At 62.2% G+C, this 15,809-nt stretch carries 11 protein-coding genes; 8 read left to right on the forward strand and 3 right to left on the reverse strand.

The genetic code is table 11. The features are described from left to right. The first annotated feature begins 190 nt into the window (after positions 1-190). The 4 genes from HDIA_RS23580 (at position 191) to HDIA_RS23595 (ending at position 4,329) form a co-directional block, all read left to right on the forward strand. Positions 191-1,513 carry a vWA domain-containing protein gene (locus HDIA_RS23580; RefSeq protein WP_281259971.1) on the forward strand — a complete coding sequence of 441 codons (1,323 nt, stop codon included), beginning with the start codon at positions 191-193 and terminating at the stop codon, positions 1,511-1,513. Between the two features lie 268 nt (positions 1,514-1,781). Beyond that, on the forward strand, positions 1,782-3,116 hold the full coding sequence (locus tag HDIA_RS23585) for a pilus assembly protein (RefSeq protein ID WP_162292687.1): 1,335 nt from the start codon (positions 1,782-1,784) through the stop codon (positions 3,114-3,116). Next, positions 3,113-3,649, forward strand: coding sequence for a TadE/TadG family type IV pilus assembly protein (locus tag HDIA_RS25915; RefSeq protein WP_099558452.1), 537 nt, complete (start codon positions 3,113-3,115; stop codon positions 3,647-3,649). Before HDIA_RS23585 ends, HDIA_RS25915 begins: the two co-directional genes overlap by 4 nt. A 62-nt stretch (positions 3,650-3,711) precedes the next feature. Further along, positions 3,712-4,329, forward strand: coding sequence for a TadE/TadG family type IV pilus assembly protein (locus tag HDIA_RS23595; protein WP_157775799.1), 618 nt, complete (start codon positions 3,712-3,714; stop codon positions 4,327-4,329). 56 nt (positions 4,330-4,385) lie between these two features. Here the strand turns inward: HDIA_RS23595 and HDIA_RS23600 are convergent, their stop codons facing one another. Next, positions 4,386-5,687, reverse strand: coding sequence for an NAD(P)/FAD-dependent oxidoreductase (locus HDIA_RS23600; RefSeq protein ID WP_099558454.1), 1,302 nt, complete (start codon positions 5,685-5,687; stop codon positions 4,386-4,388). A gap of 419 nt (positions 5,688-6,106) precedes the next feature. Between HDIA_RS23600 and cysQ the strand changes: the two genes are divergently transcribed. The 4 genes from cysQ to HDIA_RS23620 all read left to right on the forward strand — a co-directional run bounded on the left by cysQ (position 6,107) and on the right by HDIA_RS23620 (position 12,497). After that, positions 6,107-6,892, forward strand: a complete 786-nt coding sequence (gene cysQ / locus HDIA_RS23605) for a 3'(2'),5'-bisphosphate nucleotidase CysQ (RefSeq protein ID WP_099559127.1) — start codon at positions 6,107-6,109, stop codon at positions 6,890-6,892. A gap of 167 nt (positions 6,893-7,059) precedes the next feature. Then, positions 7,060-7,968 (forward strand): sulfate adenylyltransferase subunit CysD, encoded by a 909-nt coding sequence (gene cysD / locus HDIA_RS23610; protein ID WP_197708070.1) that lies wholly within the window; start codon positions 7,060-7,062, stop codon positions 7,966-7,968. Continuing rightward, on the forward strand, positions 7,968-9,863 hold the full coding sequence (gene cysN, locus HDIA_RS23615; RefSeq protein WP_099558455.1) for a sulfate adenylyltransferase subunit CysN: 1,896 nt from the start codon (positions 7,968-7,970) through the stop codon (positions 9,861-9,863). The genes cysD and cysN overlap by 1 nt, the downstream gene beginning before the upstream one ends. 600 nt (positions 9,864-10,463) lie before the next feature. Continuing rightward, positions 10,464-12,497, forward strand: a complete 2,034-nt coding sequence (locus HDIA_RS23620; protein ID WP_099558456.1) for an acyltransferase family protein — start codon at positions 10,464-10,466, stop codon at positions 12,495-12,497. Positions 12,498-12,606: 109 nt separating this feature from the next. Here HDIA_RS23620 and HDIA_RS23625 read toward each other — a convergent pair whose 3' ends face one another. Continuing rightward, positions 12,607-14,565 (reverse strand): acetoacetate--CoA ligase, encoded by a 1,959-nt coding sequence (locus HDIA_RS23625; protein WP_099558457.1) that lies wholly within the window; start codon positions 14,563-14,565, stop codon positions 12,607-12,609. A gap of 432 nt (positions 14,566-14,997) precedes the next feature. Beyond that, entirely contained in the window at positions 14,998-15,795 is a 798-nt protein-coding gene (locus HDIA_RS23630; protein ID WP_099558458.1) for a creatininase family protein, read from the reverse strand. Between the last annotated feature and the right edge of the window lie 14 nt (positions 15,796-15,809).

Raw genomic sequence — 15,809 nt, forward strand, 5'->3', positions numbered from 1 at the left:
TGCATTTTGGCTCTGTTAATCCTTTGGAGAGGATTGCAGCCTGGCGACCCTGAAAATATACGGCCCGTCAACTATGGCGCGATGATGCTCTCGCCTCGGACAGTCGAGGCTCGGGGGCCGTCCAGCATGCCAGATGTCGTGGCTCTGGCCCCTTGCGCTCGACCTGATTTCAGTCTCGTGGGGCCGCGTCATGAACAGGATTTCGTCTTCAGTTCGAAAAGGAATTTCTTCCGGATCGAAGCATCTCAAAGCCTTCGCTTCGGACCGGTCTGGCAATTTCGCCATCATGGCAGCCTTCATGATCCTGGTTCTTCTCGGCGCGGCGGGCATGGCCATCGACTATTCCCGCGCCGCCCAGCAGCGGACCAAGATGCAGATCGTCACCGACATGGCGGCCCTTGCCATCGCCAAGGACATCGAGGCGGGCAAGACGAGCGACGAGATCGACGCCCACAAGGACGCGCTCATCGCGCTGAACTTCAATTCCAACGAGGTCGACAACTTCGCGCTCACCTACAGACAGGACCCGGCCGCAAGAACGGTGACGGCCTCGGCGTCGGCGTCCATGCCGACGACCTTCATGGGGCTGTTCAACATCCACGACGTGGACCTCGGCATCTCGTCCACGGTTCAGAACGGCGTCGACTATGTTCAAATCGCCCTTGTTCTCGACACGACCGGATCGATGAACAATCCGGGTTCGAGCTATGGTGTGAGCAAGCTCGACGATCTGAAGAGCGCGACGACATCGCTTTTGTCGACGATCCAGAACAGTGCCGCCGGGCAGGCAGGTCGAACCGCGGTCTCGATCGTTCCCTACGCCGTCGCCGTCAATGTCGGAACGTCCTACAGCGGCGCCAACTGGCTGGGGCCGAAGGATTCCACCTACTGCACGTCCTATGACCGCTACAACAACTGCAGAAGCACGTCCACGACCTGGCTTGGCTGCGTCGGCGACCGGTCGAGCACCTACCAGACCAGCATCTCCATCTCCAGCCCGCCCACGACGAGCGAGAAATATCCTCGCGCCTCCGCCTACTGCGCCGGGCGCTACTCGCTGCCGACTGCCCTCAAGCCGCTCTCGACCGACTTCAGCGCGCTCACCACGATGGTCAACAGCCTGTCGGCCGGTGGCAACACCAACATTCCGAGCGGATTGATCTGGGGCTGGAACAGCCTCACGCCGGGCGCGCCGACCTCCAGCGCCACCATGGCGGGGTCGACCGATACGACGTCCCGCTACCTGATCCTTCTGACCGACGGCAACAACACGCAAAGCACGTTGACCTCGAACGTTTCCTCGATCGACTCGGCGACGAGGGCAACCTGCTCCGGCATCAAGAGCAACGACATCACCATCTTCACCATTCGCGTGGTCGACGGGAATGAATCGCTGCTGAAGGAATGCGCGTCTTCGTCGGAATACTACTACAATGTGACGGACTCGACGGCCCTGACATCGGTGTTCCAGGAGATCCTGAAGGTCATCTCCAAGCTGCGGGTCACGTCCTGATGCACCCGTCCGAAATGAACTGACAGCCCTGTCCGCCGTGTCATTGCGGCGCGGCGGATAGCCCCATCTTTCTTGTTCCGGATTTTGGGTCTGTTAAGTCAATTCGAAGGATTAGCGCCGCTTTTGTCTCAAATTTACACGACATAAACTGTAGTCCGGCGATGCTGTGGACTCGGAAAGTCGAGGTATGAGGGTAGTCCGGCATAGCGTGTGTCGTGGCTTTCACCCTTGGGCGCTCGATCTCAATTCAGGCGCACGGGATCGTAAGATGAAGAAGTTGAAGTCTTCAGTTAAGCGAGCAGTTCCCTTCGGGAAGACGCTTCTGAGAGCTTTCGTTTCGGATCGCTCGGGCAATTTCGCCATCATGGCCGCCTTCATGTCCCTGGTTCTGTTCGGGGCCGCGGGGATGGCCATCGACTATTCCCGCGCCGCGCAGCAACGGACGAAGATGCAGATTGTCACGGACATGGCCGCACTTGCCATCGCCAAGGACATCGAGGCGGGGATGACGAGCGATGAGATCGAGGCCCACAAGGATGCCCTCGTCGCGCTCAACATGAATTCGACCGCGCTCGAGAATTTTTCCCTGACCTATACGCAGAACGCGACAACCGGGACGGTCACGGCGACGGCTTCGGCGTCCATGCCGACGACCTTCATGGGTCTCCTGAACATCTCCGACATGGACCTCGGTATTTCGTCGACAGTGCAGAACGGCGTCGACTACGCCGAAATCGGGCTCGTTCTCGATACGACCGGTTCGATGGGCAATCCGGGGTCGAGCTGGGGCAAGACCAAGCTCGATGACCTGAAGGATGCGGCGAAGTCTCTTCTGACGACGATCCAGAACAGCGAGGCCGGCAAGAAGGGCCGAACCTCGGTCGCGGTCATTCCCTATGCAGTCACGGTGAATGTGGGAACCTCCTACAGCGGCGCAAACTGGCTGGGGCCCAAAGATGCTGCTTATTGCACGACTTGGTACTTCGACTATAGCACCTGGACTTACAAGTGCTCGAAAACGTCGACCAGTTGGCTTGGCTGCGTAGGCGACCGATCGGGCACCTATCTGAACAACATCTCCATTTCCAGCCCACCGACAACGGCGGAAAAATATCCGCGAGCCTCTTCATACTGCTACGATCAGGGAACCCCGACCGCCCTCAAGCCGCTGACGACCGACTACAGCGGGTTGGCGACGATGGTTGGCAACCTCAAGGCCGGCGGCAACACCAACATTCCGATCGGACTGCTCTGGGGCTGGAACAGCCTGTCGCCCGGCAAGCCGACGTCGAACGCGGCCACGGAGACGTCGACCCGGAAGATCTCGCGCTATCTTGTTCTTCTCACCGACGGTGAGAATACGCAAAGCACGCTGACCAGCAACGTTTCCACGATTGACTCGTCCACGACGGCAACGTGCACCAACATCAAGAATAGCGATATCACGATCTTCACCATTCGGGTGATCGACGGCGACGAGGCGTTGCTGAAGAGTTGCGCGACAGCGGAGTCGTACTACTACAACGTGACCAATCCAGGCGCCCTGACGTCTGTCTTCCAGGAAATTCTATCGGTTATCTCCAGATTGCGGGTTTCGGCATGAGAAAGCGATGGCGAAGAATCGGGCGTCTGTTCCGGCGCTTCACGGCGGAACGGCGGGGCGCGACGGCGATCGAGTTTGCGATCCTGGCCTTCCCTTTCCTCGCTTTTTGCGGAGCGCTCACGGAAACGGGCCTGATGTACTTCACCGAATCCGTGCTGGACCAGAGCGTTTCCGATGCGGCGCGCTTGATCAAGACCGGTCAGGCGCAGAACAGCAGCATGTCCGTCGATGATTTCAAGTCCGCCGTTTGTGACAAGATGTTCGATCTTTTCGATTGTTCGAACAAGATTTACGTGGATTCACAGGTGCTTGCGAGCTTCGCCGACGCGTCGACGGCCTTGCCTCTCGATGCCGACGGCAATCTTCTGACCAGTACAAGCTTCAACGTGGGCTCGACCAGCCAGATCGTCGAAGTGCGCATTTTCCTGCCGTGGACTCGTCTCCTTGGGCTTCTGCCCGTCAGCGGCAGTGTTGGAGCCAATGGTACGATCCTGCTGAATGCCACCGCCATATTCCGAAACGAGCCCTTCTGATGCAGATCGATGACCTTCGGAGAAAATCCGGCCCGTATGTTCTCAGGCGGTTTTGGACGGAAATGACGCTGAAAGTGGCCGCGATGGGCATCCGGGGGCATCGTCGGAGCCATCGCCCGTCATCCGCCGCTTCGGGCATGCTCGGCCGTCTTGGGGCGTTCGGACGTGCCACGGGCGGCGTCGCCGCCGTGGAATTCGCCTTCATCGCTCCGATTCTTCTGCTCCTTTTCCTCGGGACATCGGAAATCGGAGAGGTCCTGCGGGTCTCGCGCCGCGTCGACCGCATTTCCTTCACGATCGCGGACTTGGTCGGTCAGTCGAGCACGATGACGACAAGCGAGATGAACGGGATCTTTGAGGCTGCCGACGCGATCCTCTCGCCCTACAGCACATCCGGTCTGCGGATCGTGGTCAGCGTCGTTGACGACAAGAACAAGGTGGTCTGGTCGAAGGCCTACAACGGCGCGACGGCGCTCTCGTCGGGCGCAAACGGGCCCATCACCGTGGGCGCCGATGCCATCCCGTCGGGAACTCAACTGATTGTCGTCGAGGTCAGCTACGCCTACCAGTGGCTGATCGCGACCAACTGGGCCGGCTTCGGCAACAATCACGGCTATACTTTCGATCGCTTCTTCTCCATGCGGCCGCGGGTGTCGGACACGATCACCTTTTCCAGCTGAGACGGCCCGGCATGGCCGGCTTCGCTTGCCGGCCTTCCGATTTCACGTGAAACGCCCTATTGGCCCGAGAGCGGCAACGCCCTGGCACCAACGAAATGGGCCGCCTGAGCGCCCGCCTCCACGACAAGCGACCGGGCCCCGCGCGCGAGCGGCAGGTGAACCGGCGTCACCGGCAGGGGCAGGTCGGCCTCGCCGGTTCGCCCGGCCACATAGTCCGCCAGGATCTGGCCGAACACCGTTCCCGGCGAAATGCCCCGGCCGTTGTAGCCGCAGATGGTGACCGAGCCGTCGCCGGGGGCATGCAGGCGCGGAATGCTGTCGTCCGTCATCCCGATCCAGCCGTACCACCCGTGCTCGAAACCGATCCCCCGAAGCACGGGAAACAGCCGGTGCATGGTTCTTTGCGCCCACGCCTTGTGGAGGCCGAGGCCGCCGGCCCGCAGGGCGCCGACGCTGCCGATGACAAGTCGCCCTTCGGCGTCGAGCCTGATCGAGGTGAGGACCGTCTTCGTGTCCCAGGCGCCGTGCGCCTCGGGCAGGATCGTCCGTCGCAGCTCATCGTCCAGCGGCGGCGTCGAGAAATTGAAATAGGGCAGGCACACCATTTCCGATGCGATCGGCGCCGTCGCGGCCGCCGAATAGAGGTTGCTGGCAAGAACCAGTCGCTCGGCACGCACGCGGCCCTTCGCCGTCCGAAGGTCCCACAGGCCCGATGTCCGCTGCATGGTCTGGACGGGGCTGCGGACGAAGATCCGCGCGCCATGGGCAAGCGCGGCCCTGGCGAGCCCGCGGACATAGGCCAGCGGCTGCAGCGTTCCCGCGCGCCGGTCGAGCAGCGCCCCGGCATAGGCCGGGCTGCCGACCAGCCGGGCGGTTTCCTGCCGGTCGAGGAGCTCCACGGGCGCCCGCCGCCGCTGCCATTCGATCTCGCGCCGGCGCAGGTCGGCAAGGCCCGCCTCGTCGGCGGCGCAATGCAAGGTGCCGGCGGGATTGGCTTCACAGGCAATCCCGAAGCTCTCGATCAGGCGAAAGACCTCGTGCGGACCGTTGCCGAGGCGCTCCAGCAGCCGCTCGCCATGCTTCGGACCGAGCGCCTTGCAGATGTCGTCGGGCCGCATCCAGAGGCCGGCATTGACCAGGCCGACATTGCGGCCGGACCCGCCAAACCCGATCTCCTCCGCCTCCAGCACCGCGACGCTCGCCCCCTCCCGGGCAAGCGACAGCGCCGCCGAAAGGCCGGTGAAGCCGGCGCCGACGACGGCGACGTCCACGGTCAGGCCCTCCTGCAGCGTCGAAAGATCGGGGGCGGGCGGGGCGGTCACGGCCCAAAGGCCATGGGAGAGCGGCGAGAAGGACATGAGTGGAATTCGATCCCGAAGCGGACGCGATAACGAACGGGGCAGCGCGGCACAACTGTGCCTCGCTTCGGTTGGCGTGTCATACGGAATCTTGTCGTCCCGCTCGTCGTGCCCGCTCCAAATCGAATGCGCCCGGCCGGATGATCCCAGCTGGGATTCCAGGGAAGGCCGTGTCGGGCGAGGCCGATTCGGGAGACTGAAAACTATTTTTCCAAAAAGTCCTCACCGGTCCTTGGCTATTTTGTTGCATTGCACGCAGGGACAACGCTATTCGGGGTATAGGACGGGGCGGCGGGCGAGGGGATGGCTGTCAGAAGAATGACCGGAAGCGCGGACCCGGGGACATCGGGAGACCGGCTTCCAATCCCTTTCCAACGATGATCGAGATGCATGCAATGAATGCCTTGAATTCGGACAAGATGATTACCTTTTTGACGGAGACCGCCCTTGAGGCCGGTGTGGCGATCATGGGCGTCTACGCCGGTGAGATCGCGGTCACCGTGAAGTCCGATGCCTCGCCCGTGACCGAGGCGGACGCGCGCGCCGAGGCGATCATTCTGGAAAAGCTGAAGGCCTTTGCCCCGGATATTCCGGTCGTCGCCGAGGAGGAGGTCGCCGCTGGCCGGATCCCGGTTGTTGCCGAGCGCTTCTTCCTCGTCGATCCGCTCGACGGCACCAAGGAATTCATCAACCGGAACGGCGAGTTCACGGTCAACATTGCCCTGATCGAGCATGGCGTGCCGACGGCGGGCGTCGTCTATGCCCCGGCGCTCGGCGATCTCTATGTCGCGGCCGATGGCAAGGCCTATCATGCGGCGGTCAGGGACGGTGTCGCAGAGGCCCCGGCCGCCATCTCCGTTCGCCCGGCAAGCGGCGCCGTCACGGCGATCGGCAGCCGCTCCCACAATACGCCCGAGACGCAGTCCTACCTTGGCAACTACAACGTCACCGACTTCCGGGCGGCCGGTTCGTCACTGAAGTTCTGTTTGGTGGCTAGCGGCGAGGCCGATCTCTATCCGCGCTTCGGCCGCACCATGGAATGGGACACGGCGGCCGGCGACGCGGTGCTGCGTGCCGCGGGCGGCTCGGTCGTCAATCTCGACGGCTCGCCACTCGTCTACGGCAAGCGCAACCAGCCGTCGGACAGCGACTTTGCCAATCCGTTCTTCATCGCCGCCGGCGGGCTCTCGCCCCTTCCGGCATGACGGCGCGCAAGCCTATGCTCCGAAGTGGTCAAAATTTGCATCCACTTTTCTTGTAGGCAGGCAAGCGAAGGCTCTATATCCGCGATGGAGAGGACTTGCGCCCGCCGGTCGCGGCAGCTGAAGGCGCCGGAGCCGAAGTCCCAGCATTTTTTGAAGAGGTATTGGCCTTGTCCATTGATCGCCTGACGCATTTGAAGCGGCTGGAAGCCGAATCGATCCATATCATTCGCGAAGTCGCGGCCGAATTCCGCAATCCGGTGATGCTCTATTCGATCGGCAAGGATTCGGCGGTGATGCTTCACCTCGCGATGAAGGCCTTTTATCCTTCCAAGCCGCCGTTCCCGCTGCTCCACGTCGATACGACGTGGAAGTTCCGCGAGATGATCAAGTTTCGCGACGACACGGCCAAGCGCCTCGGCCTCGACCTGATCGTCCACACCAATCAGGATGGCGTGGCCAGGAACATCAATCCGTTCGATCACGGCTCGTCCTTCTATACCCAGGTCATGAAGACCGAGGCGCTCAAGGAAGCGCTGACGAAATACGGTTTCGACGCCGCCTTCGGCGGTGCCCGCCGCGACGAGGAAAAGAGCCGCGCCAAGGAGCGTATCTTCTCTTTCCGCACGGCCAATCATGGCTGGGATCCGAAGAACCAGCGCCCGGAGCTGTGGAATATCTACAATGCCCGGGTGAAGAAGGGCGAGTCGATCCGCGTCTTCCCGCTCTCCAACTGGACCGAGCTCGACATCTGGCAATATATCCTGAAGGAAGACATCCCGATCGTGCCGCTTTACTTCGCGGCCATGCGGCCCGTGGTCGAACGCGACGGCATGCTGATCATGGTCGACGACGAGCGCATGCCGATGAACCCCGGCGAACAGCCGCAGGAGCGGCTGGTCCGCTTCCGCACGCTCGGCTGCTATCCGCTCACCGGGGCGATTTCCTCCGACGCCGCGACGCTGCCCGAGATCGTGCGCGAAATGCTGATCGCCCGCACGTCGGAGCGCTCCGGCCGTCTCATCGACCACGATGAAGCCGCCTCCATGGAAAAGAAGAAGCGGGAAGGATATTTCTGATGAACGTCGAAGCTCTCGATCTTTCCGCTTTCCAGGACTACCTGACGCGTCACGAGCAGAAGAGCCTCCTGCGGTTCCTCACCTGCGGGTCGGTGGACGACGGCAAGTCCACCCTCATCGGGCGTCTCCTCTACGACACCAAGCTTCTGTTCGAGGACCAGCTTGCGAGCCTGGAGCGCGACAGCCGCAAGCACGGCACGGTGGGCGAGGATATCGATTTCGCGCTGCTGGTCGACGGCCTTGAGGCCGAGCGCGAGCAGGGCATCACCATCGATGTTGCCTACCGCTTCTTCGCCACGGACCTTCGCAAGTTCATCGTCGCCGATACGCCCGGCCACGAGCAATACACCCGCAACATGGCGACCGGCGCGTCCAACTCGGATCTCGCCGTGATCCTGGTCGACAGCCGGCAGGGCATCCTGCCGCAGACCCGCCGCCACTCCTACATCGTCTCGCTGCTCGGCATCCAGCATGTCGTGCTGGCGGTCAACAAGATCGACCTGATGGAGTATTCCAAGGAGGTCTTCGACAAGATCGTCGCCGAGTACACCGAATTCGCCAGGGATCTCGGTTTCAAGACGCTGCAGGCCATCCCGCTCTCGGCCCGTTTCGGCGACAACGTCCTCGACAAGGGGCCGAACATGCCCTGGTACGACGGCCCGACGCTCGTCCAGCATCTGGAGAGCGTCGACGTCGCCGAGGACCGCCTCTCGCAGTCCTTCCGCATGCCGGTTCAGTGGGTCAACCGTCCGAACCTCGATTTCCGCGGCTTTTCCGGCACCATCGCGTCGGGCCTCGTGAAGCCCGGCGACCCGATCGTCGTCGCGAAATCCGGCCGCACGTCCACGGTGAAGTCGATCGTCACCATGGACGGTGATCTGGAGGAAGCCGGCGCCGGCGAGGCCGTCACGCTAACGCTCGCCGACGAGATCGACATCTCGCGCGGCGACGTGCTGGCAACGCCCGAGGACCGCCCCGACGTGTCCGACCAGTTCGCCGCCGAGCTGATCTGGATGTCGGACGAGGAGATGCTGCCCGGCCGTGCCTATCTGCTCAAGATGGGGTCGAAGACGGTCACGGCGACGGTCACCGAGATCAAGCACAAGGTCGATATCAACACTTTCAACAAGCTGGCCGCCAAGAAGCTGTCGCTGAACGAGGTCGCGGTGGTCAATCTGGCGCTGTCCGAGCCGGTCGCCTTCGATCCCTACAGCGAGAACCGGGACACCGGCTCCTTCATCCTGATCGACCGCCTGACCAACCTCACGCTTGGGGCAGGCATGGTGGAGTTCGGCCTGCGCCGCGCCGATAACATCCACTGGCAGGCGCTGGACGTGACCAAGCAGGCTCGGGCCGAGGCCAAGGGCCAGAAGCCGGTCGTCCTCTGGTTCACCGGTCTTTCCGGCGCCGGCAAGTCGACGGTGGCGAACCTCGTGGAGAAGATGCTCCACGTGGAGGGGCGCCACACCTACACGCTCGACGGCGACAACGTCCGCCACGGCCTTAACAAGGATCTCGGCTTCACCGATGCCGACCGCGTCGAGAATATTCGACGCGTCTCGGAGGCGGCGAGGCTTTTCGTCGACGCAGGTCTCATCGTCCTCGTCTCCTTCATCTCGCCCTTCCGGTCGGAGCGCCGGATGGCGCGCGATCTCATGGAGGCGGGCGAGTTCATCGAGATCTACGTCAACACGCCGATCGAGATTGCCGAGCAGCGCGATCCGAAGGGCCTCTACAAGAAGGCTCGCGCCGGCCAGATCAAGAATTTCACCGGCATCGACAGCCCCTACGAGGAGCCCGAGAATGCGGAGATCGTTCTGACATCGGGCAGCAAGACGCCGGAGGAACTGGCGAGCGAAGTGGTCGCCTATCTGAAGTCCAACGGCTACGCCTGAGCGCCGGGAACGACAGTCCTGCCGTTCACCATGAATAAAAGAAAGGGGCCTTCCGGGCCCCTTTTTGCTGGGGGCTATTCCGTGCCATAGTGCCGGGAGCGGCTGGACGGGCGAGGACTGTAAAGCCCCCCGTGAGCAAGTTCGAATATTCGGCGGCGCACAATATAGCCGCCTTGCGGGTGCGGCTGAGAGGCTGCCGGCAGATTGTCCCGAATTGAGCAGCCGCGCCGAGCAAAGCCAAAGCTTTGAAATCACATGTGTGCATCATGTCGACGCCTAAATGTGCCCTGTCGAAAACTGCCAGCCGTGTGACGTTGGGATTGACTATTCTGACAATAACCAAGTTTTTTCCTCGTATCGCGTAGTCTATTATAAGTTATTAACTTTAACGATATTGGTCAAACACGCGTGGATGAAAAGATTCAGCCCGATGAAAATTGATTGACTTTGATTTAGATTCGGATTGAAGGCAGCAGAAAAACATCTATACTAATTTCATGATCCGAGATCGTTAATTTTGATTTTTCCATTCATGTTTGATCGTCGGCTTCAGGGGCATTTGTTGTATTTGCTGCTTTAGGTGATTTGAGGGGGTTATTGATGGTTTACCGCTCTGAAATTGATGGATTGCGGGCTGTCTCCATCATCTCGGTCCTGCTTTACCACGCAGGGCTCAGCGTGTTTTCCGGCGGTTATGCCGGCGTGGACGTTTTTTTCGTGATTTCCGGCTTCCTGATTACCTCGATCATTTATCGGGAGATGACGGACGGGACATTCACCTTCACGGGCTTCTATATCCGTCGTATCCGCCGCATCATTCCGGCCCTTCTGGCTCTTGTCCTGTTCACGACGGTCTGCTCGTATTTCGTCCTCTTCCCGCGCGATTTCGTGCTCTCCAGCAAGGCCGCGATTGCCGCGATCTTCTCCTTCTCGAATGTCGATTTCCTCTTTCAGGCCTTCGACATGACGCTGACGGCCGATTCGAAGCCCCTGCTGCACACCTGGTCGCTGGCGGTCGAGGAGCAGTTCTATTTCTTCTTCCCCTTCCTGATGATCATCGTCAGCAAGTTCCGGAAGAATCTGGTTCTTCCCTTCATCATCCTCGCCTTCTTCGTCTCGCTGGGGATCTCCGTCTGGGGCGTGGCCAACAAGCCGCTGCACGCCTTCTTCCTGCTGCCCTTCCGTGGCTACGAGCTCCTCTTCGGTGCTTTCTGCGCCTTCGTCCTCGTGCCGAAGCACTGGCCGCGCTGGGTCTCGGAAGCCGGCTCCGCCATCGGTCTCGCGATGATCATGGCGACCATGGTGCTCTATGACTCGGTCCGTTTTCCGGGGTTTGCGGCGCTGCTGCCGGTCGTCGGCGCGGGGCTCGTCATCATCTTCAACGCCAACGGACTGACGGGTGCCGGCCGGCTCCTGTCGACGCGTCCGATGGTGTGGACCGGCAAGATCTCCTATTCGCTCTATCTCTTCCACGGACCGCTCTTCGTCTATGCCCACTACATGGCGATCGACAAGCTGACGCCGGTCGAGATCGTCGGCCTTCTGGCGCTCTCCTTCCTGCTCGGCTGGCTGTCGTGGAAATATGTCGAGACGCCCTTCCGCCGCGCCAAGGCGCCGCCGGCCCGGATCTTCGCCTACGCCGGCATTGCCGCGGCGCTTCTGGTCGTGCCGCGGCTCGTCATCATCTCGATGGATGGTATTCCCCAGCGCTTCTCCGACAAGACGCTGCAGATTCTCGCCGCCGCCGACTACAGCAAGGACTACATGGCGCGTTGCCAGAACCCCGACGCGCCGATGAATGATCCGGCCGGTGCCTGCGTCTTCGGCGCCGACGTGACGCCGCGCATCGCCCTTTTCGGCGACAGCCATGGGGCGGGTCTGCTGGACGAACTCGGCAGGCAGGCCGCCGCGCGCGATGAATCGATCCTGGCTCTCGTGCGCCCGGGCTGCCCGGCGGTGACGGACTACTACCGGATCGCGGGCCTTTCCGACACGGCCTGTCTGAGGTTCGCTGAAAAAAGCATGGACTACATTGTCGACACCCCGTCGATCGACGTCGCGGTCGTGGCCGGCAACTATGTCGCCTATGTCGAGGGGCCCGATCCGAGCCTCGGCCCGGCCGCCGATTTCCCCTTCCCGACGCTGGAAAACGGCAACGGCCAGATTCTCGACCGCAATGCCCGGCTTGATCTCTTCCGCCAGCGCTTCACCGCGATGATCGACCGGATGCTCGCCGCGGGCAAGAAGGTCGTGCTGGTCTATCCCATTCCCGAGGTCGGCTATCACGTGACCTATACGTCGGCGCGCCTCTCGATCACGGACAAGGAAGACAATTTCGCCTCACGGCCGAGGCAGGTCTTCGAGAACCGGGCCAGGGACATCGTCGAGATCATGGACAGTCTCGGTGACAAGCCCAATCTCGTTCGTGTCGATCCGGCCGCGAGCCTTTGCGATTCGTCCGCATGCTGGTTCTACAAGGACAACAAGCCGCTTTACCTCGACGACAACCATCTCAATACGAATGGCGCCCGCATTGTCAGCGACGAGGTGATCCCGGTCCTCGATCACCTGATGGCGTCGAGCGGCCGGCAGGCCCTGAGGACGGCCGACGCCGCGGACAAGCCGGCGAACTGACCCTCGGCCAAGCCCGTTCTGGGAGGCAGGCCGCCTCCCGCTTGCGAGACTGAAACGGCCGGCGCGCCCGCGACATCACGGGAGCGCCGGCCGTTCGTCGTTTGGGTGATCAGCCCGCAAGCTCCGGCAGGTCGCGATAGAGGTCCAGCGCCTCCGGATTGGCGAGCGCTTCCTTGTTCTTGATCTCGCGTCCATGCACCACGTCGCGCACGGCAAGCTCCGTGATCTTGCCGGACTTGGTGCGCGGGATGTCCGTCACGGCGACGATCTTGGCCGGCACGTGGCGCGGGCTGGCGCCGGTGCGGATCTTGGTCCTGATGCGCTTTTCCAGATCCCCGGTCAGCTCGGCACCAGGCTTCAGCCGCACGAAGAGCACCACGCGCACGTCGCCGTCGAAGTCCTGGCCGATGCAGATCGCCTCCAGCACCTCCTCGATCTGCTCCACCTGGGCGTAGATCTCCGCCGTGCCGATGCGCACGCCGCCGGGGTTGAGCGTGGCGTCCGAGCGGCCGTGGATGACGAGGCCGCCGTGCGCCGTGACCTCGGCGAAATCGCCGTGGCACCAGACATTGTCGAAGCGGTCGAAATAGGCGGCGCGGTATTTCGCGTTGTCCGGATCGTTCCAGAAATAGAGCGGCATGACCGGGAACGGTTTGACGCAGACGAGCTCACCCTTTTCGCCCACGACGGCGGGGCCTCCCTCGTCATTCCAGACCTCGACCGCCATGCCGAGGCCCGGCCCCTGGATCTCGCCCTTGTAGACCGGTCGCGTCGGATCGCCGAGCACGAAGCAGGAAACGATGTCGGTGCCGCCGGAAATCGAGGCGAGATGCACGTCGGCCTTGATGCCCTGGTAGACGAAATCGAAGCTTTCCGGCGCCAGCGGCGATCCGGTCGAGCAGATCGCCCGGACGCTGTCGAGGCTGTGGCTGGAGACCGGCATCAGGCCGGCTTTCTTCACCGCGTCGATGTATTTCGCCGATGTGCCGAACAGCGTCATGCGTTCCGCGTCGGCAAGATCGAAGAGCACTTCGGGGCCGGGATGGAACGGCGAGCCGTCGAAGAGCAGCAGCGTCGCGCCGGCGGCAAGCCCGCCGACGAGCCAGTTCCACATCATCCAGCCGCAGGTGGTGAAATAGAACACCCGGTCGCCCGGGCGCGTATCGGCATGCAGCTTGTGCTCTTTCAGGTGCTGCAGCAGCACGCCACCAGCCCGGTGGACGATGCATTTCGGCACGCCCGTGGTGCCGGAGGAAAACAGGATATAGAGCGGATGGTCGAAGGGCAGCCGCGCGAAATGCATCGGACCGGCCTCGAAGGGGGCAACGAAGGTCTCCAGGGTCTCGGTTCGCTCGACGCTCGAGGCAACCTCGTCGGCGATGCCGAGATAGGGCACGATGACGACCTTCTCGGCACTCGGCAGCTGCGGCACGATCTCCTTCAGCTTGTCGCCGATCTCGATCCGCTTGCTGGCATACCAGTAGCCGTCGACCGTGACGAAGAGCTTCGGCTCGATCTGGCCGAAGCGATCAAGCACGCCGCGCGGGCCGAAATCCGGCGAGGCCGACGACCAGACCGCGCCGATGGAGGTCGTCGCCAGCATGAAGGCGATCGTTTCCGGCATGTTCGGCATCAGGGCGGCAACCCGGTCGCCGGCGGAAATGCCCATCGCCTGCATGGCCTTCTGCAGCCGCGAGACGGTGGCCTTGAGGTCGTTGAAGCTCCAGCGCGCCCGCGCCTTGTCCTCGCCCCAGAAGACGAGGGCATCGTCCGTGTCGCCGTCGCGAAGGAGATTTTCGGCAAAGTTCAGGCTCGCCTCGGGAAAGAAGCGCGCGCCCGGCATCTTGTCGCCGTCCGCCAGCCGCTCTGCGCCCTTGTCGCCGATCACGCCGCAGAAATCCCAGATCGCATCCCAGAAGGCGCCGGGGTCGGTGATCGACCACTGGTGGAGATCCCGGCTGTCCGCGAACGCACGTCCGAGACGCGCCTCGCAGAAGTGAAGAAACGCGGTCATCTGAGCCGCCTCGATCCGCTCCTCTGAGGGGCTCCAAAGCGCGTTTTCGCTCATTTTGTCTTCTCCCTGGAAGCCCGGGAGGCAAAAGCCTCCGAGGCGTATTTCTGCGTCTTGCCGGTTGTCAATTTCTGGCTCGAATTGCCCGCCGTCCGCAAGATCTCGTGGCGGATCAGCCGCAAAAGGTGCCGATCACGGCTTCGTTATCGGGATGAGCAGGCGAAGAGTGATAAAAATGATACAGTATGAGAATTGGAGCAAGGCATTGAATTATAGAAGAAAACCACGAGTCCAGTGGTTGTGGTATCTGGTATGCCTAAATGTTTCTGCATTGCTGCCATGCGGATTGTGCATTGCACAATGGGGTGAACTGGGGCATCTTTCACTTGCCCTCTTTAGGGCGTTTCCTCCCTATGACTTCAGACCGCCGCAAGGCGGTCTTTTTTTTGGCGTGATGGCCGGCAGCCGAAGCGGCGCGGCTCTGGCGGCCTACGGCTTGTAGAGATTGCCGAGCGGAAAACGCTTCAGGTCCCGGGCAAGGGCAAGAAAGGCTGCCGCCTGATAGTGGCAGGTTTCCGCGCCCTTCGCGGCCGTCGCCTTGGAGGCATCGCCGAGTGCCCCGTGCGGATTGAGGTCATGTGCGATCCACGCCAGCGCATGCGGCGGCGTCGGCTGCAGGAAAGTGTAGGTCGCCGACATGTCCTCGGCTGCCGAAACGAAGTCCATCGCCCGCTCCATGCGCACGAGGTCCGGCCGGAAATGCAGCATCAGCGACGTTTCCATGTCGCCGCCGTGAATGCCGTAGCGCTTCTCCCGTTCGTCATAGAGCCCTTCGGGCGTCCCGAACCGGCTCCACTGGGTCGCGACGACCGCCATGGCGAAGCGCACGCGCAGTTCGCGCGCGACGATGCTCATGATGTCGACGTTGCCGCCATGGGAGTTGACGATGATCAGCTTCTTGACGCCCGCCGCATTGACCTTCTCGCCGATGGCCGTCCAGGCGGGGATCAACAGGTCGGCACCGAAGGACAGCGTTCCAGGCCCGTAGACATGCTCGTTGGCCTTGCCGATCTCCTGGATCGGCAGGACGAGCAGATCGAGGTCGTCGGGCTTTTGCGCCTTCACCTCTGCGATCATGCCGGTGGCGATCGCCGCGTCGGTGGCAATCGGCAGATGCGGCCCGTGCTGCTCCGTCGAGGCGATCGGCAGCACGGCGACGGTCCGTTCAGGGTCGAGCCCGGCGAAATCCGTCGTGTTCATCTCGTTCCAGAAGAAGGGAAGGGCCATGACGTGTCTCTTTC

This window comes from Hartmannibacter diazotrophicus (assembly GCF_900231165.1).
In the GTDB taxonomy this organism is placed as follows: Bacteria; Pseudomonadota; Alphaproteobacteria; order Rhizobiales; family Pleomorphomonadaceae; genus Hartmannibacter; species Hartmannibacter diazotrophicus.

What these genes read in the sequence shown, in the direction of transcription:
- HDIA_RS23620 (WP_099558456.1), top strand. Translation starts at nt 10,464, where the DNA reads ATGGTTTACCGCTCTGAAATTGATGGATTGCGGGCTGTCTCCATCATC.
- HDIA_RS23585 (WP_162292687.1), top strand. Translation starts at nt 1,782, where the DNA reads ATGAAGAAGTTGAAGTCTTCAGTTAAGCGAGCAGTTCCCTTCGGGAAG.
- HDIA_RS23625 (WP_099558457.1), bottom strand. Translation starts at nt 14,565, where the DNA reads ATGAGCGAAAACGCGCTTTGGAGCCCCTCAGAGGAGCGGATCGAGGCG.
- HDIA_RS23595 (WP_157775799.1), top strand. Translation starts at nt 3,712, where the DNA reads ATGACGCTGAAAGTGGCCGCGATGGGCATCCGGGGGCATCGTCGGAGC.
- cysN (WP_099558455.1), top strand. Translation starts at nt 7,968, where the DNA reads ATGAACGTCGAAGCTCTCGATCTTTCCGCTTTCCAGGACTACCTGACG.
- HDIA_RS23600 (WP_099558454.1), bottom strand. Translation starts at nt 5,687, where the DNA reads ATGTCCTTCTCGCCGCTCTCCCATGGCCTTTGGGCCGTGACCGCCCCG.
- cysQ (WP_099559127.1), top strand. Translation starts at nt 6,107, where the DNA reads ATGATTACCTTTTTGACGGAGACCGCCCTTGAGGCCGGTGTGGCGATC.
- HDIA_RS23580 (WP_281259971.1), top strand. Translation starts at nt 191, where the DNA reads ATGAACAGGATTTCGTCTTCAGTTCGAAAAGGAATTTCTTCCGGATCG.
- HDIA_RS23630 (WP_099558458.1), bottom strand. Translation starts at nt 15,795, where the DNA reads ATGGCCCTTCCCTTCTTCTGGAACGAGATGAACACGACGGATTTCGCC.
- HDIA_RS25915 (WP_099558452.1), top strand. Translation starts at nt 3,113, where the DNA reads ATGAGAAAGCGATGGCGAAGAATCGGGCGTCTGTTCCGGCGCTTCACG.